16 protein-coding genes are annotated in these 21,282 nt (G+C 64.3%); 13 read left to right on the top strand and 3 right to left on the bottom strand.

Translation table 11 applies throughout. From position 1 onward, the window contains the following. Positions 1-227 precede the first annotated feature (227 nt). The 9 genes from WHZ77_RS20330 (at position 228) to WHZ77_RS20290 (ending at position 10,230) form a co-directional block, all read left to right on the top strand. Entirely contained in the window at positions 228-1,385 is a 1,158-nt protein-coding gene (locus WHZ77_RS20330) for a LuxR C-terminal-related transcriptional regulator (RefSeq protein WP_375309564.1), read from the top strand. Positions 1,386-1,613: 228 nt separating this feature from the next. After that, positions 1,614-2,588, top strand: a complete 975-nt coding sequence (locus WHZ77_RS20325; RefSeq protein ID WP_375309563.1) for an AraC family transcriptional regulator — start codon at positions 1,614-1,616, stop codon at positions 2,586-2,588. Between the two features lie 54 nt (positions 2,589-2,642). After that, positions 2,643-3,197: a DUF3455 domain-containing protein gene (locus tag WHZ77_RS20320; protein ID WP_375309562.1), complete on the top strand. Its 555-nt coding sequence runs from the start codon at positions 2,643-2,645 to the stop codon at positions 3,195-3,197. A 44-nt stretch (positions 3,198-3,241) separates the two neighbouring features. Beyond that, positions 3,242-3,490 carry a DUF6894 family protein gene (locus WHZ77_RS20315; protein ID WP_015686843.1) on the top strand — a complete coding sequence of 83 codons (249 nt, stop codon included), beginning with the start codon at positions 3,242-3,244 and terminating at the stop codon, positions 3,488-3,490. A gap of 324 nt (positions 3,491-3,814) precedes the next feature. Next, entirely contained in the window at positions 3,815-6,328 is a 2,514-nt protein-coding gene (locus WHZ77_RS20310; protein WP_375309561.1) for an autotransporter domain-containing protein, read from the top strand. Positions 6,329-6,473: 145 nt separating this feature from the next. After that, complete coding sequence (locus tag WHZ77_RS20305) at positions 6,474-7,592, top strand: helix-turn-helix transcriptional regulator (RefSeq protein WP_375309560.1); 1,119 nt, start codon at positions 6,474-6,476, stop codon at positions 7,590-7,592. Positions 7,593-7,702: 110 nt separating this feature from the next. Beyond that, positions 7,703-8,821: a helix-turn-helix transcriptional regulator gene (locus WHZ77_RS20300; protein ID WP_375309559.1), complete on the top strand. Its 1,119-nt coding sequence runs from the start codon at positions 7,703-7,705 to the stop codon at positions 8,819-8,821. A 234-nt stretch (positions 8,822-9,055) separates the two neighbouring features. Continuing rightward, positions 9,056-9,313, top strand: a complete 258-nt coding sequence (locus WHZ77_RS20295; RefSeq protein ID WP_375309558.1) for a hypothetical protein — start codon at positions 9,056-9,058, stop codon at positions 9,311-9,313. Between the two features lie 188 nt (positions 9,314-9,501). Beyond that, positions 9,502-10,230: a sulfite exporter TauE/SafE family protein gene (locus WHZ77_RS20290; RefSeq protein WP_375314771.1), complete on the top strand. Its 729-nt coding sequence runs from the start codon at positions 9,502-9,504 to the stop codon at positions 10,228-10,230. A 9-nt stretch (positions 10,231-10,239) separates the two neighbouring features. Here WHZ77_RS20290 and WHZ77_RS20285 read toward each other — a convergent pair whose 3' ends face one another. Both WHZ77_RS20285 and WHZ77_RS20280 read right to left on the bottom strand, forming a co-directional pair. Beyond that, complete coding sequence (locus WHZ77_RS20285; RefSeq protein ID WP_375309557.1) at positions 10,240-13,443, bottom strand: efflux RND transporter permease subunit; 3,204 nt, start codon at positions 13,441-13,443, stop codon at positions 10,240-10,242. 146 nt (positions 13,444-13,589) lie between these two features. Continuing rightward, complete coding sequence (locus tag WHZ77_RS20280) at positions 13,590-14,834, bottom strand: efflux RND transporter periplasmic adaptor subunit (RefSeq protein ID WP_375309556.1); 1,245 nt, start codon at positions 14,832-14,834, stop codon at positions 13,590-13,592. Positions 14,835-15,035: 201 nt separating this feature from the next. Between WHZ77_RS20280 and WHZ77_RS20275 the strand changes: the two genes are divergently transcribed. Further along, on the top strand, positions 15,036-15,641 hold the full coding sequence (locus WHZ77_RS20275) for a TetR/AcrR family transcriptional regulator (protein ID WP_375309555.1): 606 nt from the start codon (positions 15,036-15,038) through the stop codon (positions 15,639-15,641). A gap of 16 nt (positions 15,642-15,657) precedes the next feature. On the opposite strand, the gene WHZ77_RS20270 is transcribed toward WHZ77_RS20275, so the two are convergent. Beyond that, the gene (locus WHZ77_RS20270; protein ID WP_375309554.1) at positions 15,658-17,145 is read right to left on the bottom strand and encodes an amidase; all 1,488 of its coding nucleotides are present in this window, start codon (positions 17,143-17,145) and stop codon (positions 15,658-15,660) included. 507 nt (positions 17,146-17,652) lie between these two features. Between WHZ77_RS20270 and WHZ77_RS20265 the strand changes: the two genes are divergently transcribed. Genes WHZ77_RS20265 through WHZ77_RS20255 form a run of 3 tightly spaced genes read left to right on the top strand, consistent with a single transcriptional unit; the run spans position 17,653 to position 21,276 of the window. Continuing rightward, positions 17,653-18,870 (top strand): multidrug effflux MFS transporter, encoded by a 1,218-nt coding sequence (locus WHZ77_RS20265; RefSeq protein WP_375309553.1) that lies wholly within the window; start codon positions 17,653-17,655, stop codon positions 18,868-18,870. 14 nt (positions 18,871-18,884) lie between these two features. Then, complete coding sequence (guaD, locus tag WHZ77_RS20260; protein ID WP_375309552.1) at positions 18,885-20,282, top strand: guanine deaminase; 1,398 nt, start codon at positions 18,885-18,887, stop codon at positions 20,280-20,282. 10 nt (positions 20,283-20,292) lie between these two features. Next, positions 20,293-21,276, top strand: a complete 984-nt coding sequence (locus WHZ77_RS20255) for an antibiotic biosynthesis monooxygenase (protein ID WP_375309551.1) — start codon at positions 20,293-20,295, stop codon at positions 21,274-21,276. The last annotated feature ends 6 nt before the right edge of the window (positions 21,277-21,282 follow it).

Here is a 21,282-nt window from a genome sequence, read left to right as displayed (position 1 = left end):
CATACAGCGCGCGCGCTGTTCGTATTTATCCTAGTCTTTGGTGAAAACGTCCAAGCCGCACCCTGCGGTTGACGTTACGCAAGGACGATGTTCGATACTCCAGCATCTCGCTGCACTGCATTTTCCTCGTCGAAGGCGACGGTTGAAGGCCCTGTTTCCTTCGCCAACTCCGGATGCGCGCGCCCGCTCTACCATCGGGGTAACACACCGCTCGCATCGTTTCTCCGATGACAATCCTCCAGGCAAATCGATTTTCCTCGCTCGTCGGCGAGATCTACGATGCGGCGGCCGACCCCGCGCTGCGTAGCGGCGTATTGGAGCAGGTTTCGAACTTCGTCGGCGGGTGTGCCGCGACCATCCTGTCCCGTGATGCCGCCAGGCTCTCGATCGAGATTCACCAGCATTTTGGCACCGAATCCCGCTTCCGCCAGCTCTATCGTGACCGCTATGTCGAGCAGGATCCCTTGCTCGATCGTCATCTCGATCTCGCCGCCGAGCAGACGATCGGTGTCACCGACATCATGCCCCACGCGGAGTTTCTGGCGACGAGCTTCTATCGCGAGTGGGTCGAGCCGCAGGAAGCGATCGACCTCGCCACGATCGCGATCGAGAAGTCGGGGGCGCGCACTACGATCCTCCAGGTGCTGCGTCACCGGTCGCGCGGGACGGTCGACGAGCCGATGCGCGAGCGCATGCGGCTGCTCGCGCCGCACATCCAGCGTTCAATGATCATGGGCCGGCAGATCAGGGCACGTTCTCATACCGTGGACGATCTCGCTGATGTCCTCGACGGTCTGAGCACGGCGATCTGCCTGCTCGACGCGGACGGCCGGGTGGTCCATGCCAACGCGGCGTGCCGCGAGCTGTTCGTCGATGGCAGTCTGTTGTCGATGGTCGGCGACAGGATCGTCGCGCGCAACACCCAGACAGACAGGATATTCCGCAGCCTGTTCGAAATTGCCGCAGATGATGGAACTGATGTGCCCGGTCCGCGCCGGATCGAGCTCGTGACATCGGCGGCCGGTCAACACTATCTCCTCTGCGCCTCGCCATTGAAGCGGGAACGGCTCCAGCCGAGAGACAGCACCGCAGCGGTGCTGCTCGTTCAAAAGGCAACGATGGCGCCGTCGCTCGTGCCCGACGCAATTGCCACCGCCTTCAGGCTGACGCCGTCCGAATTGCGCGTGTTGATGGCGATCGTCGAGATTGGCGGCGTTCCCGACATCGCAGCGAAGCTCGGAATCGCCGAGACCACGGTGAAGACGCATCTTGGCCGGCTGTTCGAGAAGACCGGTGCCGGAAGGCAGGCAGATCTCGTGAAGATCGCGGCAGGATTCTCCGCGCCGTTTGCGCAGCGAGCGAGCAGCAACGACGACGCCGTGTGATTCATTTCACAGCGCACGCCGTCGGACGATGCAATCTCAATCCATTGTGATGACCAGGACTATCGGGTCCTCCGAACGTAGGACGCATGCCGCTTGAGACTTTCGTATATGGCGCGGCTTGAAATGAGAAGGGCAGCGTGTGCCACGGAACGGAGCGCACCGGCACCGAACAGGTGCGGGGATGCAACGGCGCATGGCCAGGCTTGCTCGTCGGTTGGAGAAATTGCAGTGAGCGGCAAGGAAGAAGTTTCCATTCTCGACGTTTCGACGGACCATATTCCCGAGGACGAGCGCGTGCCGCTGCTGCGCGAGTTCTACTGCCGCGGCGTGCTGAAAGCCGAGGTCGAGGCGACCGAGGGCAAGCTGTTCGCAGCGAGCCTCATATCTCACGGTGTGCCGGACGCTCAGCTCGTGATCGGCGGGCTGATCGGAGCGCGCGTCATCCGGACCAGGCAACTGGTGATCGACGGCGACGACAGCCTCGGCCTGATGGTCAATCGTTCCGGCGTCGTCCGGATATCCGCGCGAGGGCGAGATCTCCAGCTTCATCCGGGTGATGCGGTCTTGACGAGTGCGGAAGACGTGACGACCTACGAACGGTTCTCGCTGGGAAATTGCCTCTCGCTGCGCGTGCCACGGCGGGTGCTGGCGCCCATGATCGTGGATATCGACGACGCGGTGATGCGCGTCATTCCGGAGCGCGCCGCCGGGCTTCGCCTGCTCGTCGACTATGCGGCGGCCCTGGTGCGGGAGCGCGCGTTCTCGGTGCCTGCACTGCGCCAGCTCGGCGTGACGCATCTGCATGATCTGATGGCGCGCGTTCTCGGCGCAACGGATGACGTGCACGAGGAGGCCGGGCGGCGAGGCGTCAGGGCGGCGCGGCTGCGCAAGGTGAAATCCTTCATCGTCAACAATTGCTGGCAGCAGGATCTTTCGGTCGCAACCGTGGCGCAGGAATTCGGTGTGACCACGCGCTATCTCCAGCGCTTGTTCGAGGCGGACGGCAAGACCTTCTCGTCCTTCCTGACCGAGCAGCGTCTCAAGCGCGCCCATCGCATGCTGCGCGAGCCCGATTTCGCCGGGCGGCCGGTGAGCTCGATCGCCTACGACGTCGGCTTCGGCGATCTCTCCTATTTCAACCGCTGCTTCCGGCGGGCCTATGGCGCGACGCCGAGCGGCGTCAGGAGCGGCGAGGCGTTGTGACCGCGCCCAACTGAATTTCAGCGAAATATCGGTTCAAGCAGGGAATGATTTGACATGATCCTTGATCGCAGACTCATGGCCATGGCGCAGTGCTTTTGCCGCAGTCTCAGTCTTGCAGGCCTTCTATATGGAGCCCCGGCGCTGGCGGGCACGCCCGACGAGATCCGGGTGCCCGGCGAGATTCCGGGTATCGCGCTGCATGCCGAGGGCGCGCAGATCTACGAATGCCAGCCTGATGCGGCCAAGCAACTGGTCTGGCAGCCGCGTGAGCCCGCAGCGACCCTGATGGAGGGCGGCAACTCGGTCGGTCGCCATTATGTGGCGCTGCATTGGGAGGCGGTCGATGCGAGCACGCTGGTCTGGGAGCACAAGGACGGGAGCTCGGTGAAAGCGAGGATCGTCGCGCGCGTTGCGGGCCGCGCCGCGGATGATCTTCCCTGGCTGAAGCTGAAGGTCGTCGCACAGACGGGCAACGGCCTGTTCTACGGGGTCACCCACGTCCAGCGCATCGACACCCAAGGCGGCCTGCTGCGCGGCTCCTGCGAGCAAGCCGGCGCCTATCGCAGCGTACCGTATTCGGCCGACTACGTGTTCTGGCGTGCGGAGTAGTTTGTACCGCCGCCTTCGGGGCGGCGCCGTGAGTGGAGTTTGGAATGCACCGTTTCTTCTTTGATCTGTTGGTCGACAATGTCGTGAAGATCGATCCCGGCGGCATGGTGTTCGAGCAGGCCAAGGCGACGGTCGTCGTCGCCGACGAGATGGCGCGGCATCTGTTCGTCTGGCGCGACGATTTGCGCGATCGCGATGCCTGGATCCGCGTCAGGGATGCCGGCGGACGCGAGATCTACCGCGCCGCGGTCTGGGCGGAGAGCGAGGAGAAGGTCGGCTGGGACCAGGCGTAATCCAATTGGGGGATGAAATTGTCGCGGCTGTGCATCAGTGCAGCACGAAGCGGCTGCCGGTGCGCTCGAAGCGAAGTCGCGGTCGCTTCCGTCCAAGTCGGTGACGAGAGCCCTTTCTACCTTGGCGTTCAGCGAAACCTTCGCTTGAGCGTGCGTCCTCCGATTGGAGGAGCCGCCAACAACCAGCACCCCGCTTGGGGCGGGATGGCGGCGACCGAGGAACTGGAAATGAATGTGACGGCTTTTGGCGGCATTGCACGAACGAGTCTGGCTTGGCGGTCCCGGCGCCTTCTTGCATCGGCGGCTCTTGTTGCGCCGCTGTTGATGATCGAGCGAGCCGAGGCGGCGTGTACGCCGACGGCACCGGTCAGCAACGTGACGGTGGTGTGTGCGAGCGACACCGATAACCAGCAGGGCGGCAATGTCGGCTACGGTTCACAGGATGACGACAACAATACCTACAACGTCAACGCGGGCGTCACGGTCAGGGGAGGCAATTTCGGCTTCAAGACCGGAGCGAACAGCGTCTTCATCAACGCCGGCACGATAACTGGAGTAAGCGCTACGGCCATTCGTGCCGATGATACGAACATCACCAACCTGAACGGCGCGACAATCTCGGGCTTTAATGGCATGACGGTATCGAGCCTTGTCCTCAGTAATGCCGGAACGATTCGCGGTGAGGATCGCAGCATTTCTGTGGCGGGCGATGCGACCATCTCCAACTTCGGCACCGGCGTCATCACGCAGACCTTGGCAACCGGTGGCGCAATTACGTCCGCGGGCCTTGCGACGGTGAACAACGCCGGCGCGATCTCCGGCCACGCGTTCGGCATCAGCGCGAAGAATGTCAACCTGACGAATCTCGCGGGGGGCACCATCAGCGGCGGTATCGCTGTGTTTGCGGACCAATCCGTGATCGTCAGCAACGCAGGACTGATCCAGTCCAACAGCGCATTTGGCGTTGCCATTCAGGGCAATAGCGCAACGGTCGCCAACACCGGCGCGATTACAGGGTGGCGTGGCGTCTCGGGCGATGAGGTCTCCGTCTCCAACTCAGGCACGATATTCGGTGGGTCCACGGGGATATTTGCCAACAATGCGAAGGTCATCAACTCCGGTTCGATCACGAGCGCCGACAGTGGATATGGGATAGTGGCGACGAGCGGGATCGATTTGACTAACTCGGGAACGATCAGTTCCACCGGCGCCTCTTCAGGTGGCCTCCGCATCGGGATCGGTGGAACGATCTTTAATTCAGGGAGAATCGTGGCGGATGGAGCAGCGATAGTCTTTGCTGCCGGCGGCGACAAGGACCTGGCAGTAACGAATACGGCGTCCGGGTCGATCGTCGGAGGCGATGCAATAGTTTCAGGCGGAACCGTGAACATCACCAATCTCGGTACCATTCGCGGGACGCTGGCGGACGGCGTCGGCGTGTTTACGAATGGCGTCAACCTCAACAACAGTGGTTCAATCATCAGCACCATCGGCGTTCAATCCTCGGGCTCGGCAAACATCACCAACTCAGGCACCATTACTGGCACCGGCGGCACCGCGATCAAGCTTTCCAGCAACGCCGACACGCTGACGCTGCTGCCGGGCTCGAAGATCAACGGTGTGGTCGATTTCGGCTTCGGCAATGACGTCGTCAATCTCAATCTCGCCCCGAGCAGCCGGGTGTCGTCGCTGACGACCATCGACATGCCGACCTTCGTCAACTTCAACGGCACCATCAACACCACCTCGTCGGGTGGTGTCTTCAGCGGTCCGTTGGTCGTTGCTGGCTCCACGCTCGCAACTCTCGATCCCACCGCGCTGGCGCAAACCGATCGAACACTGATGGACTTCACCGGCGGCGCCTCTTCGCTGGTGCAGGGCCGTCTGAACGGCGGCGCCGGTCCTGGTGGCAGCAACATGATGGCGATGGCCTATGCGCCTGAGACGGCGCAAGTCGGTCCCTTCGCCAAGGCGCCGCGCAGCCTCTGGACCGATCCGGCGCCGATCACGGTCTGGGTCAACAGCTTTGGCGGTCAGCGCATTCAGGACGAGACGGCGGCAACCTTGCGCGCGACCTCGACGGCGTGGGGCGGCGCGATCGGCATCGACCGCAAGGTGCAGCCGAACTGGCTCGTTGGCGCCTTCCTCGGCGGCGGGCAGGGCGGCCTCTCGGTCGATCTCAATTCGCAATCGGTCGACACCAATTACGTGTTCGCGGGCGTCTACAGCCGCTTCGAATGGGCCTCGCAATTCTTCGACTTCACCTTTCAGGGCGGCAATGCCGACAACAGGTCGCGCCGTCTGGTGCTGAACAGCGCCGCCGCCGGCGGCATGGAAACGGCGACCGCGAATTACAGCGGCTGGTACGTCAGCCCGGAGGTGGCCTACGGCTACAAGCTTGCAATCGGCAACGGCTATCTGCTGACGCCGACGGCGCGGCTGCGCTACGTCGCGGGCCGGTTCGATGGCTACAGCGAGACCGGCTCGGCACAGGGCCTCTCGGTCGGCGGCCGCACGCTGCAGGATTTCGAGGAGCGCGGCGAGGTTGATCTATCGCGGGTGACGAGTCTGGCCGGCGGCGAGCTCAAGGCCAACGTCCATGGCGGCGTCATCGCGCTCCAGCGCGCCGGCGACAGCAATATCAATGCGGTGCTCATTGGCCAGAATCTGTCCTTCGTCACGCCCGGCAGCCGCAGCACCGTCGGCGCCGTCGCCGGCTTCGGCTTCGACTATCGCACCAGCGGCAACGTGTCCGTGTTCGGCGCGGTCGAGGGCATGATGATGTCGGACCAGAGCCGGACAGGTACGGCGAAGGGTGGCGTTCGCGTCGCGTTCTGAGCCGGCACCCAGCCCTGGCGGCTTTGAGCACGACGCTGGCCGGCCGGGCCCCTCCGCCCGGCCGGCGCCTCATCCGATCGGAGGATGTTGCATGCTGCGGTTGTGCTATGTTGGGTGATATTGATCACTCAGGCCAGTGACAGCCATGCACGGACCTCGGAAGCTGCCGGAATTGGTCGAGTCCATCTATGACGCCGGGCTCGATCCCACGCTATGGAACAACGCCGTCGCCGGCATCCGCGATTTCGTCGGCGGGCAGGCCTGCGGCCTGTTTTCGAAGGATTCGATCAGCAAATTCGGCGTCACACACTATTATTGCGGGGCGGACCCGCATTACATCCAGCTCTATTCCGAGACCCACTCGAAGTTCGATCCGCTGAGCGTCCTGCCGCCGCAGGGCGAGATCGTCAGCATCCCCGATCTCGTCAATTTTGACGAATACCGCAGAGGGCGCTTTTACCAGGAATGGATGCAGCCGCAGGGCTGCAGCGATGCGGCCAACGTCGTGCTCGACAAGTCGAATGCGAGCTGCCCCGTGATGATGACGGTGCTGTCGGGCCGGCGCATGGTCGATCCCGCGATGAAGCAGCGACTCTCGCTCATCGTCCCCCACGCCAGCCGCGCGCTGCTGATCAACCGTGCCATCACCTCGCAGCTGACCCTGGCGACGGCGCTGGCGGACGTCCTGGACAATCTGGCCTCCGGCATCTTCCTGCTCGATGCCGCCTGCCGGGTGGTGCATGCGAATTCCGCAGGGCACGCCCTGTTGGCGGCCGACGACGTGGTCCGATCCGTCGCTGGGCAACTCGTGACCAGCAGCACTGAAGCCAATCAGACCCTGCGCGAGGCGTTTACGGCCGGAAGCGACATTGCCCTGCTGGCTGCAAGGGGCCACGCGATTCCGCTGCTGTCGCCCAGCGGCGAGCGCTACGTCGCGCATGTCCTGCCGCTGTCGTCGGTGCTTCGCAATGGCAACGAGCGGGTCGTCGACGCCGCCGGCGCGCTGCTGCTGCGTAGGGTGTCGCTCGGCGGCCAGTCCTATGGCGAGCTGATCGCGCGGACCTTCGACCTGACGCCGGCTGAACTGCGCGTATTCCTGTCGATCGTCGAAGTCGGCGGCGTCCCGGAGACGGCGGCTGCGCTCGGAATCGCGGAAACGACAACGAAAACACATCTGCATCGCGTCTTCGCCAAGACCGGCGTGTCCCGGCAGGCCGATCTCGTCAAGCTCGCCGCGGGATTCTCCAATCCGCTCGTGAACTGACCGGTCAATCACTGCCTCCTTTGAACCTTTTGCTTGCGTGGCAGACTCACAGGAGCCGCAAGGCATGAACGAGATTTCGCAATCTTCGTGTGTGATGATTGGCTGTTCCGATGCCCCGATCTCCAAGACAGTCCGAGTTGATCGAGAGCATCTATGATGCCGGTCTCCACCCGGAGTCGTGGAGCGACGTCATCGTCATGCTCAATGCGTTCATCGGCAGCCGCGCCTGCGGCCTGATTTCGAAGGACCCCGTCAACAAGTCCGGCGCTACGCACTATTACTGCGGTGTCGATCCGGGCTACATCAAGCTCTATGCCGAGACCTACGCCCGGTACGATCCGCTTGCCAGGCTTCCGCGATATGGCGAGGTGCGGAACATCCCCGATCTCGTGAACTACGACGCGTATCGCCGTGGTCGCTTCTATCAGGAATGGTTGCGCCCCCAGGGCAGCGTCGATGTCGCCAACGTGGTGCTGGAGCAGTCGAAGTCACCCAGTCCGATGTTGATGACCGTCATTCCGGGCAGGGACATGCTCGATGCCGAGAAGCGCGCGCGAATGCAGTTCCTCGTTCCGCATGTCAGCAGGGCGCTGCTGATCAACCGGGCGATCGAGCGAAAGCAGCGACGGGCGATCGCACTCGCCGACGTCGTCGATCAGCTGAATGCCGGTGTCATCCTGCTCGACACGGCCTGCCGCATCGTCCACAGCAATCCGGCTGCGGAGACGCTGCTCGGCGCCGATGATGTCCTGCGGTCCGTCGCGGGCCGGCTGGTGGCGAGATCCACTGCGGCAAATGCGGACCTGCGCAATATCTTCCGTGATACAGGAGAGGTTGCCCTCGCCGCAGCGGCGGGGCGGAAGATCTCGCTGATGTCGCATGACGGTTCCCACTACATCGCGCACGTCATCGCACTGCCGTCGCTGTTGCGTGAGGCCGCGGCCGAGCGCACGTCGGCCGTGGGTGCCTTGTTCGTCTGGAAGGCGGAACTCGACGGCCGCTCATGTGCCGATGCCCTCGACCGCACGTTCGAGCTGACGCCTGCGGAGCTCAGGGTCATGCAGTCGATCGTCGACGTCGGCGGCGTGCCGGATACGGCGGTTGCGCTCGGCATCGCCGAGACGACGGTGAAGACGCATCTGCATCGCGTGTTCGCCAAGACCGGCGTCTCGCGTCAGGCCGATCTCGTCAAGCTCGCCGCGGGATTCTCCAATCCGCTCGTGCACTGACGCGCGCGCCAAGGCGCGCGAGGCGAGTCGCTCCAGCTCGCAATAGGTTCAATCAGAAGCATCATTAGAAAGTTATCGCGCGTCGTTCGATCGAATGACGCGATCATTCACGTTCTCTCTTACGAGAGCGTCACACGGCTTCTTGTTCGACGCGTTCGATTGTCGTGTGAAGCAACTCACAGCAAGCGGAAGCGAATCCCAGCAATCTCTCGTACAGGTTGAGAGGAGATTGTCATGCGAACGGCATCATCAGTCCTGTCGGGCAGGTTCCGCGACATCGTCATCCGTATCGGCGCGGCATTCTGCGCGCAGCGCGAGATCGATGCGCAGCGCGCGTTGCAACGCTATCGCGAACTGCTGGAGCAGCCGCACGAAGCGCCGCATGTGAGTGAAATGAGTCCCGTCGCCAGTGAAGAGGATACATCCAGAAATGCCAACCGAGTTGATCCGCGCGAGCGCGCGGCCGGGCAGTCCACGTTCGAACGCGCGTAGCGGCAACATTGTCGCCATCGCGCTGACCGCCGCACTGGTGATGCTTCAACTGGTCGGGCTGGCAATGCTGGAGCGCTCGCACGCGCAATCGGTTCCGCCATCGCTGGTGAAGTCGCCCCAGACGAGTTGCGCCGAGAGCGCCGAAATTTCCCCAACACAGACGCCCTACGATTGAGCGGAGAGACATGGTGCCTGACATCACGACCAGCCTTCTGCTCAGCGTCGCCGTCTTTGCCGGAGCCTTCGTCTCCGGGCTCTCGGGTTTTGCCTTCTCCGCGGTGGCCGGCGCCATTCTGCTCCGCGTGTTTCAGCCGCTGGAGGCGGTACCGCTGATGATGGCGTGCAGCATCGGCGTGCAGGCCACGAATCTGTGGGCGCTTCGGCGCAGCATCCGCTGGGAGGGCAGCCTGCTGCTGATCGTCGGTGGATTGATCGGCGTTCCCATCGCGGTGTCGCTGTTGCAGAGCACGGATACGCATCTGCTGCGCCGCGGCTTCGGCATCATCGTCGCGCTCTATGCCGCCTACATGCTGCTGCGGCCGACGCTGGTCACGGCCGGCGAGGCCGTCGGCCGACACTGGGTGGCGCTGATTGGATTCGGCGGAGGGCTGGTCGGCGGCCTCACCGCTATGCCCGGCGCGATCCCGACGATCTGGTGCGACATGCGCGGCATGCCCAAGAGCGAGCAGCGCGGCCTGGTGCAGCCCTTTATCGCCGCGATGCAGATTTTCGCGATCGCGCTTCTGGTCGGACACCAGGACCTGTCGTCGAAGGTCTTCGTCGACCTCGCGATCAGCCTGCCGGCGCTGTTCGCTGGCTCCGCGCTCGGCGTGATCGCCTTTCACCGGGTCAACGAGACGGTCTTTCGCAAGACCGTGCTCGTCCTGTTGTTGCTGTCGGGGATTTCCCTGATCTGACGGCCTGCTCTAATGACCAGCGCCCCCGTGATGAAGTCCCTGGACCGGCGCCGCGCTGATGTCGCTGCCGTGATGCACCAGAGGCTTGTTGCCGGTGACGGTCCGCAGCAGCACGTAGAACACCGGCGTCAGGAACAGGCCGAACACGGTGACGCCGATCATGCCGGAGAACACGGCGACGCCCATGGCGCGTCGCATCTCCGAGCCTGCGCCGGTCGAGAGCACCAGCGGCAGCACGCCCATGATGAACGCCATCGACGTCATCAGGATCGGGCGTAGCCGCAGGCGGCTCGCCTCGATCGCGGCCCGGATCGGCGTGCGCCCGGCGAATTCGAGCTCGCGTGCGAATTCGACGATCAGGATCGCGTTCTTGGCGGAGAGGCCGACCAGCACGATCAAGCCGATCTGGGTGAAGACGTTGTTGTCGCCCTTCGAGATCCAGACGCCGAACATCGCAGCCAACAATCCCATCGGCACGATCATGATGATCGACAACGGCAAGGTCAGGCTCTCGTAGAGCGCTGCCAGAACCAGGAACACCAGGAGGATCGCCAGAGGGAATACCCAGAGGCCGGAATTGCCGGCGATGAACTCCTGATAGGTCAGGTCGGTCCATTCGAAAGCAAAGCCGGGCGGCAACGTCTCCGCCGCGATCCGCGTCGCGACTTCCTGCGCCTGGCCGGAGGAGAAACCGGGGGCCGCCGCCGCGTTGATGTCGGAGGACAGGAAGCCGTTGTAGCGGATCGCCCGCTCAGGACCCGCGCTCTGCCGGATCGTGAGCAGCGCCGACAATGGCACCATGTCGCCCGAGGACGAGCGCACCTTCAAGTGCCTGATGTCGTCGGCGCGGGCGCGGAACGGCGCGTCGGCCTGGACATAGACGGAGTAGGTGCGGCCAAACTTGTTGAAGTCGTTGACGTAGTAGGAGCCGAGATAGATCTGAAGCGTGTTGAACACCTCCGTCACGGGGACGCCGAGTTGCAGCGCTTTGGTGCGGTCGATGTCGGCGAACAGCTGGGGCACGTTGACCTGGAAGCTCGAGAACACGCCGGCGATTTCCGGTGCCTTCTGCATCGCCGCCGTAAATGCCTTGGTCGCCTCGTTCAGCGCCTCATAGCCGAGACCGGCCCGATCCTCGATCTGAAGCTTGAAGCCTCCGATGGTGCCGAGGCCGTTGACCGGCGGCGGCGGGAACATGGCGATGAAGGCTTCCTGGATGCCGGCGTACTTCTTGTTGAGGTCGGCGGCGATGGCATTTCCGCTCAGGGCCGGACCCTTGCGCTCGTCGAACGGCTTCAGCGTCGAGAACACGATGCCGGCGTTGGAGGAGTTGGTGAAGCCGGCGATCGACAGGCCCGGAAAGGCAACGGAGCTCTCGACACCGGGCTGGGTCAGCGCGATGTCGCTCATCTTGCGGATCACCTCTTCGGTACGGTCGAGCGCGGCTCCATCGGGCAGCCGCGAGAAGCCGACCAGATATTGCTTGTCCTGGCCCGGCACGAAACCGCTCGGCACCTGCTGGAACAGCAGGGCGGTGAGGCCGACCAGCACCACATAGAGACCCATCACCGCCGCCTTGCCCGAGATCACCTTGGTGACGGTGCCGCTGTAATTCTCCGACGAGCGCGTGAACGCCTTGTTGAATCCGCGGAAGAACCAGCCAAGGCTCTTCTCCATGATGATCGTCAGCCTGTCCTTCGGCTCATTGTGTCCTTTGAGCAGCAGCGCCGACAGCGCCGGCGACAAGGTCAGCGAGTTGACGGCGGAGATCACGGTCGAGATCGCGATCGTCAGCGCGAACTGCTTGTAGAACTGCCCGGTGAGGCCGGAGATGAAGGCGAGCGGCACGAACACCGCGATCAGGACCATCGCGATGGCGATGATCGGTCCGGAGACTTCGCGCATGGCCTGATAGGTGGCGTCGCGCGGCGACAGCCCGCCCTCGATGTTGCGCTCGACGTTCTCGACCACGACGATCGCGTCGTCGACGACGATGCCGATCGCAAGCACCAGGCCGAACAGGCTGAGCGCGTTGATGGAGAAGCCGAACAGATGCATCACGGCGAAGGTGCCGACGATCGACACCGGCACGGCCAGCAGCGGAATGATCGACGCCCGCCAGGTCTGCAGGAACAGGATCACGACCAGCACCACCAGCGCGATCGCCTCCAGCAGCGTATGGATGACGGCCTCGATCGAGGAACGCACGAACTGGGTGGGATCGTAGACGATCTGGTAGGACACGCCTTCCGGCATGTTCTTCTTGATCTCGGCCATGGTGGCGCGAACGTGGTCGGAAATCTCGAGCGCATTGGAGCCCGGCGCCTGGAAGATCGGAATCGCCACCGCCTGCTTGTTGTCGAGCAGCGAGCGGAGGCCGTATTCGGAAGCCCCGAGCTCGATGCGTGCGACGTCGCGCAGCCGCACCACTTCGCCACGCGTGCCGGTCTTGACGACGATGTCGCCGAACTGGTCCTCGTTCGCAAGCCGCCCTTCCGCGTTGACGGACATTTGCAGGTCGATACCCCTGACGTTCGGGGAGGAGCCGACCACGCCGGCGGCCGCCTCGACGTTCTGCGCCTGGATCGATTTGACGATGTCGCTCGCGGTCAGGCCGTGCTCGGCCGCCTTCTGCGGATCGACCCAGACCCGCATCGAATAGTCGCCGGCGCCGTAAAGCTGGACATCGCCGACGCCGTCGATCCGCGCCAGCCGGTCCTTGACGTTGAGCACCGCGTAGTTGCGCAAATACGTCATGTCGTAGCGGCCGTTCGGCGACAACAGATGCACGACCATGGTGAGGTCGGGCGAGGACTTCTTGGTGATGATGCCGAGCTGGCGCACCACGGCCGGCAGGCGTGGCTCGGCCTGCTGCACGCGGTTCTGCACCAGCTGGGTCGCCTTGTCGGGATCGGTGCCGAGGCGGAACGTCACCGTCAGCGTCATCGCGCCGTCGGTGGTTGCCTGGCTCGACATGTACAACATGCCTTCGACGCCGTTGATCTGCTCCTCGATCGGCGTCGCCACCGTCTCGGCAATCACCTTCGGATTGGCGCCGGGATAGGTCGCGCGCACCAGCACCGAGGGCGGCACCACGTCGGGATATTCCGAGATCGGCATCGCGAATAGCGAGATCAGCCCCGCGAGGAAGATCAGGACCGACAGCACCCCGGCGAAAATCGGACGATCAATGAAGAATTTCGAGAGATTCATGGCTTCGCCCCTGGGCAATATCTTGGTCGTCTCCACACAGCTCCGCTGTCATTCCGGGGCGCGCAGAGCGCGAACCCGGAATCCAGAAGTGATGTGCTCGGAGTTTCGAGACTTGATCATTCCGGGCGCGGCCCGGAATGAAGTAACTAACGTTGCACCACGTCCTGGTTGCTATGGTTCGATGCCTGCTGCGGCCCGCGCGCACCCATCGCGGCGATCTCCGTCTTGAGGAGCGCGCCTGGACGGACGCGCTGCAGGCCGTTGACCACGATGCGGTCGCCGGGCTTCAGGCCCGCGGTGACGATGCGAAGGCCATCGACCGAACCGCCGAGCGTGATCGGCCGGTAGACTGCGCGGCTGTCGTCACCGACCCCCATCACGAACTTCTTGTCCTGGTCGGTGCCGATCGCGCGCTCGTCGATCATCACCAGCGACTGCTGCTTCGGCTGGCCCATGCGCACGCGGGCGAACTGGCCGGGGATGAGACGCCCGTCTTCATTCCTGAACACGGCGCGGACGCGGATGGTGCCGCTCTGGCCGTTGACCTGGTTGTCGATGAGCTGGATGTGGCCCTTGGCCGAAAGACCGCCTGACGTCGCCATCTCGACCGGGATCTGGTCGAGCTTGCCGCGCTGGCCGGAGGCATCCGCGATCGAGTTCAGCGCGCGCAGCACAACCTCTTCATCGGCGTCGAACGAGGCGTAGATCGGGTTGACCGAGACCAGCGAGGTCAGCACCGGGGAACCGGTGCCGGCGGCGACGAGATTGCCGACGGTGATCTCGAACTTGCCGACGCGGCCATCCACCGGCGCGCGCACCTCGGTGTAGTCGAGGTTGAGCTTTGCGGTCTGGAGCGTTGCTTCGGCGGCCTTCACGTTGGCGATCGCTTCGCGATTGGCGTTGTCGCGCTGGTCGTAGTCGCGCCGCGTGACCACGGCATTGCCGACCAGCTGCGCGCCACGCTCGAGCTCGCTCTGCGTGAACACCACGCGGGCCTTGGCGGCCTCGAGCTGGGCGTTGGCCTTGTCGACCTCTGCCGCGTAAGGCGCCGGATCGATCTTGAACAGCACGTCGCCGGCCTTCACCAGCGCGCCTTCGGTGAAGTTGGTCGCAAGGATCGCGCCCGCGACGCGCGGTCGAAGCTCGACCCGGTTGATGGCCTCGAGCCGGCCGGAGAAATCGTCCCACAGCACGGTCTGCTTTGGCTCGATCAGCGCGACTGTGACGGGGACGGCCTGCTCGGCCGCGGCGGCCGTTGCAGTGGCCTGCGCGGAACGAAAATAATGGCCGGTCGCGATCGAGCCGGCCACGGCGAGGGCGCCTACGACCGCGACGCCGCCAAGAAGGCGGCGGAAACGGCCGGTGCGGGGGGAGTTTTGCGAGGGATGCATTTGCGCGCTCCAGATATGTAGTGTTCACTACAGATGTGGAGCTGGATGTCGCAGTGCAAGATACTTATGTACCATTCACTAAGAAAATTGTAGCCGCTTACCGCAAGAATGGGAAGGCGGAAGAGAAAAGAAAGACAGAACAAATAGATAGGATCAGGCGTTAGATTGAGGAACGCCGCCGATTCCGAGGAGAACAGGCACATGGGCATGGGACGCCCCCGCGAATTCGACGCCGAAACGGCGTTGGACCAGGCGATGGAAGTGTTTTGGCGCCATGGCTATGAGGGCGCCACCATTGCCCAGCTCACCGAGGCCATGGGCATCAATCCGCCCAGCCTCTATGCCTGTTTCGGCAACAAGGAAGGCCTGCTCAAGGCCGCGCTCGACCGCTACACCAAACTGCGCAATGTCTGGATGAACGAGGTGGTGGCGGCTCCGACTGCACGCGATGTCGCCGAACGAATGCTGATGGGCATCGCCGAGAAACAGACCGATCCCGCCAATCCGCCCGGCTGCCTGCTCGTGCAGGGCGGCATCGCCTGCGGCAGCGGCTCCGAGAACGTCCCCTTCGAGCTCGCGGCCCGCCGCGCCGAAAATGAAGCCCAGCTCCGCGACCGTTTCGTTCGCGCCAAGGCCGAAGGCGATCTCAAGCCGACCTCCGATCCCGCCGCGCTTGCGCGCTACGTCTCCGCGGTGTCGGTCGGCATGGGCGTGATGGCGTCCTCGGGCTCGGATCGCGAGGCCTTGCGCCAAGTGGCGAGCGTTGCCGTGCAGGCGGTCGAGGCGCAGTCGACCGACCGAACCTGACGGCTGGCGGCCGTTGTCATTTTGAGGATTGGAGCGACGACGGCGGCACGAAGCCGCCATACTCGCGTTCGATCAGTCCGGCCAGGGCCATCGTCGTGCGATCTTCGAGATAAGGCCCGATGATCTGGACGCCGATCGGCAGGCCTGTCGGCGTGCGCTCGATCGGAACGGCGGTTGCCGGCAGACCGCAAGTCGAGGCGGGATCGGCCCAGATGAAGCAGGCATCGGAGTAGTTGTAGAGCTTTCCGTCGATGTCGAGCTGCCGCGCATCGAACGGCTCGGAATGGTCGTGCGGGAAGGCCGGTACGGCGGCAGCCGGGTAGATCACCGCGTCGAACTCGCGGAAGAAGAGCTGCCACCGCTGCTGCAACTGCAAGCGGGCCGCATCCATCGCAAGCCACTCGCGATGGATCATCCCCCAGCCGCGGGCGCGCTCGGCCTGCAGGCTGCGATCGTCGGGCGAGAGAGCTGCGGCAACGCCTTGTGCCTCGGCGAGGGCGGCCGGTGTCAGGCGCGGGCTGCGCGCTGCGTTCAACAGCTTCATGTAGAGCCGCGCTGACTCGGCGAGATCGGGCAGCGATGTGCTTGAGCGCGCGACCCGTGCGCCTGTTCGTTCGAGCCGTTCCGCCAGCCGTCCGATCGCAGAACGCACGGCATCACCCGTCGGCATCAGCGGATGGGTATCGATGACGAGGATCCTGAAATCCCTGAGATGGTCATGGCGCGAGGTGGGCAGTGCAAGGCGATAGCCGATCCCGTCGCGCGTCTCGTCGGGGCCGGCGATCACGTCGAGCGCCAGCGCAAGGTCCGCGGCAGTGCGCGCCATCGGTCCGACGACAGCGAGATCGCCCTGGCCGGGGACAGGCGGTGCCGGCGGCAGGCTGTATCCGCGCAGTGGGACCAGACCGTGGCTCGGCTTGTGTCCAAACACACCGCAGAAATGCGCCGGCACCCGGATCGAGCCGCCGATATCCGAGCCGATCGAGAGCGGACCGAAACCGGCGGCCAGCGCCGCCCCCGATCCGCCCGAGGAGCCGCCGGGCGATCGGTCGAGATCCCACGGATTGTTCGTTGTCCCGTAAATCTCGTTGTAGCTCTGGAAATCCCGCAAGCCGATCGGGATGTTGGTCTTGCCGATGATGACGGCGCCCGCCGCCTTCAACCGCGAGACGACGAGAGCATCTTCCGCCGGTTGAAAATCCCTGAAGTGTAGAAAGCCCCACGTGGTCGGCAGGCCGGCCACGTTGAACGGCTCTTTCATGGTGACGGGGATGCCCAGCAGCGGCAGCCGCTCGCTACGGCCAAGCGCGGCATCGGCGGCGCGCGCGGCGTCCCTGGCGCGATCGAAATCGCGAACGATGATCGCGTTGATCGGTCCGTCCAGTGCCTCGATACGCGCGATCGTGTGTTCGAGCAATTCCGACGCCGACACCTTGCGCGCGCGCAGGGCGCTCAGCAGTGCGCTGATCGAGCCGTAGTTCAAGTCAGCGGCCTCTGCGGTCATCACGAACTCCATTGTGTCTCATCGCGGTGTCGAGCCTATCCCCGTTGCCGATTGCTGGGGGCGCCGAACGTGCGATTTTGAAAGGGGATCAGGAGGCGGTGCAGCGGGCACCAGACCTGCTTGCCGACTGGGGCGCGTCATCCGAAGTGGCGATGGCTTCCGAACGGTTAATGGCCCGGAGCGGCGGCGAGCTCCCGATCGGCGATCATGCAATTCTGCGCCTGTTTTGCCCGACGTGTCAAACGTGCCCGGAGCGCTGGGCTTGCACCACGTGGGGCGAAATACTTCAATGATTTGTACTGTGCATGGGGTTGTTTTCGCATCTTTTGTCGGAGCGTCGTCACGCCGCAGGGTTCGCAGCGTGAGCCGCCTGCATTGAGCGGAGATCCCTAAGGGTTTTTACACACAGTTCTGGCACGTTGCCGCGCGTCAAGACCTGCAATCCGCATCGTCGCGTCTCAACGCGTGCACGAAAAGACGGGGTGGGCACTGAGGGGGCGTTGCTTTATGACTGCACTTGCTTCGGACGCCGGTTGCGCGAAGCGCGGGATCGTGCCGATCCTGCTGTGCGTCGTGCCGTTCAGCCAGATCCCTCTCGACGCCTATACGCCCGGCCTGCCGCAGATGGTGGTGGACCTCGCCACCGATTCAGCGTCGATGCAGAACACCGTCACCGCTTACATGCTCGGCATGAGTCTGGCGCTGGTGCCGGTCGGAATCGCCTCCGACACGCTCGGCCGCCGCAGCGTCCTGCTCGCGGGCCTGACGGTGCTCATCGCGATGAGCATTGCCTGCGCGCTCGCCACCAGCGCCTCGCTGCTGCTGGCGTTGCGGTTCCTGCAGGGCATCGGCGGCTGCACCTGCCTCGTGGTGGCCTATGCGGTCGCGGCTGACTGTTTTCGCGGGCGTGAGCTCACCGCGATCTCCGGCCTGTTGGGTGCGGCCTGGGGGCTCGCGCCCGTGCTGGCTCCGGCGGCCGGGGGCTTCATTGTCGAACTGACGTCCTGGCGCGGCGTCTTCATCATCATCGCCATCGCCGCAGCCATCGTCGCCGCGGTGGTCGTGCTGTTTCTGCCCGAAACTCTGCCCGCCGAGCGGCGCGCACCGTTCGATCCGTATCGCACGGCAGGCATTTTGCGCGAGGCGCTGATGCGACCGGGCTTCCTGGCCTTCGTGCTGGTGTTTGCCGCGGCGGCAAGTGCACAGCTGGCATTCGGCGTTGTCGCGCCGTTCTTCTACCAGACCGGTCTCGGCCATTCGGCGGCCATCTACGGCCTCGTCGCGCTCGGCCTTGGTGGTGTGAACCTCGCCGGCGAGCTCGGCTGCGCGCATTTCGCGCGCTTCATGCTGGCCCGCGTGATGGGCCTTGGCGCCTTCGCGCTGTTTCTCGCCGGGGCTGCGGTCTTGACTGCGACCGGCATGATCCTGGGTCTCGACTTTGCGTCGATCACGATCGGCGGCGCGCTGGTGCTCGGCGGCTGCGGCGTGCTGTGTCCGATGATGTACGGCATGGCGCTCGGCTTGTTCGAGCGCGACCACGGCTTGATCGGCGGTCTCATCAGCGCGCTCTGCTATCTCGCGGTGAGCGGTGCCATGGCGATCGCGGCGGTGCTGCCTGAAGCGACGCAGGCGCCGATCGGCTGGCTCTATCTCGGCCTCTGCGCCGTCGCCGGCGCGCTGCTCGCCATCTCGCTGCCTGCGCCACGCCGCGCGACACAGACTTGAGGAAGGAATCAATCATGACCACCGTCGGTATTCGCGGCACGTTCTTCGACTTCGTCGACGATCCCTGGAGGCACGTCGGCAACGAGCAGGCCGCCGCGCGCTTTCATCAGGACGGCCTCATGATCGTCACTGACGGCGTCATCAAGGCGTTCGGTCCTTATGACAAGATCTCCGCTGCGCATCCGGGCGTGCAGATCACCCACATCAAGGACCGCATCATCGTCCCGGGCTTCATCGACGGTCACATCCATCTGCCGCAGACCCGGGTGCTAGGTGCCTATGGCGAGCAGCTGCTGCCATGGCTGCAAATGTGGATCTATCCCGAAGAGCTCAAATACAAGGATCGCAACTATGCGCGCGAGGGCGTGAAGCGCTTCCTCGACGCGCTGCTGGCGTCCGGAACCACCACCTGCCAGGCGTTCACGAGCTCCTCGCCGGTCTCGACCGAAGAATTGTTCGAGGAAGCCGCCCGCCGCAACATGCGCGTGATCGCGGGCCTCACCGGCATCGATCGCAACGCGCCGGCCGACTATGTCGACACGCCCGAGAATTTCTATCGCGACAGCAAGCGGCTGATCGCGCAGTATCACAACAAGGGCCGCAACCTCTACGCCATCACGCCGCGCTTCGCCTTCGGCGCCTCGCCTGAGCTGCTCAAGGCGTGTCAGCGCCTCAAGCACGAGCATCCGGACTGCTGGGTCAACACCCATATCTCCGAAAATCCGGCCGAGTGCAGTGGCGTGCTCGTCGAGCATCCGGATTGCCAGGACTACCTCGGCGTCTACGAGAAGTTCGGCCTGGTCGGCCCGAAGTTCTCGGGCGGCCACGGCGTCTATCTCTCCAACAACGAGTTCCGCCGCATGTCGAAGCAGGGCGCGGCGGTGGTGTTCTGCCCGTGCTCGAACCTGTTCCTCGGCAGCGGCCTGTTCCGGCTCGGCCGCGCCACCGATCCGGAGCACCGCGTGAAAATGTCGTTCGGCACCGATGTCGGCGGCGGCAATCGCTTCTCGATGATCCATGTGCTCGATGACGCCTACAAGGTCGGCATGTGCAACAACACCCTGCTCGACGGCAGCATCGATCCCGTGCGCAAGGACCTCGCCGAAGCCGAGCGCAACAAGCTTTCGCCCTATCGCGGCTTCTGGTCGATCACGCTCGGCGGTGCCGAGGGCCTCTACATCGACGACAAGCTCGGTAATTTCGAGCCGGGCAAGGAAGCCGATTTCGTCGCGCTCGATCCGAACGGCGGCCCGGCAGCGCAGCCCTGGCACCAGTCGCTGATCGCCGACGGCGCCGGCCCGCGCACGATGGACGAGGCCGCGAGCATGCTGTTTGCCGTCATGATGGTCGGCGACGATCGCTGCGTCGACGAGACCTGGGTGATGGGCAAGCGCCTCTACAAGAAAGGCTGAAGCGGACGCGATGAACGGATCACCGGATAGAGCCGGCCAGCCAGTCGCGCTCGTCATCCAGCGCCGCATCGCGGACGAGGGCTTTGCCGCGTTCGCGCGCTGGAACGGCGAGGTCGGCGAGGTGCTCAAGGCATGGCCCGGCTTCCTCAGCCAGGAAGTCGTGCCGCCGCAGCCGCCGGCGCATGTCGACTGGGTGACGATCCTGCGTTTCGCGAGCCCGGCGGCCGCGCGGGCGTGGCTTCAGAGCGAGGTGCGGGCACGGCTGGTCGCTGAGGTGCAGCGCTTCTTCGTCGGTTCGGAGGATGTCCATATCCTGCCGGACACCGGCGTTCAGCGCGACAGCGCGGTCTCCGCCGTCATCTCCTTCAAGGTTCCTGACGGGCTCGAGGACGCGTTCCTGAAATGGCAGCAGCGCATCCAGGCCGCGGAGGCCGAGTTCAAGGGATTCCTGCGCCACAAGATCGAGCGGCCGATCCCGGGCCTGCACGACGAATGGATCATCATCCTGTCGTTCGACAGCGATGCCAATCTCAATGCGTGGCTCGACTCGCCCTTGCGGCAGACCCTGCTGAGGGACGGTGCGCGCTTCAACGCCGGCATGAGCGTGAAGCGGGCGAGCTATGGCTTCAATTTCTGGTTCCCGGCCGGCAAGACGCAGGCTCCCGAGCAGGGACCGGCCCTGATCTGGAAGAGCAACCTGATCGTCCTGCTGGTGCTCTATCCCGTGGTCTTCCTCTGGGGCTTTTTTGTCAGTGCTCCGTTGATCGACAGCCACGGCGTGCCGGTCTGGCTGTCGCTGTTCGTCGGCAATCTCGTCAGCACCCAGTTGCTCGGCTGGTGGCTGGTGCCCGCTGCTTTCAGGGCGCTCGACTGGTGGATTGCGCCGAAGGCGGCGTTCGGCCGTCAGATCGCGGGATACGCGCTGCTCGCCGCGCTCTACGCGGGATCGATGGGCCTGTACGCGCTGCTGATCGCGTGGCATTGGGGACGGTGAGGCCCG

This window comes from Bradyrhizobium sp. A5 (assembly GCF_042076515.1).
In the GTDB taxonomy this organism is placed as follows: domain Bacteria; phylum Pseudomonadota; class Alphaproteobacteria; order Rhizobiales; family Xanthobacteraceae; genus Bradyrhizobium; species Bradyrhizobium cosmicum.
The sequence above is the reverse complement of the archived record's forward strand: the minus strand, read 5'-3'. Positions and strand labels throughout refer to the sequence as shown.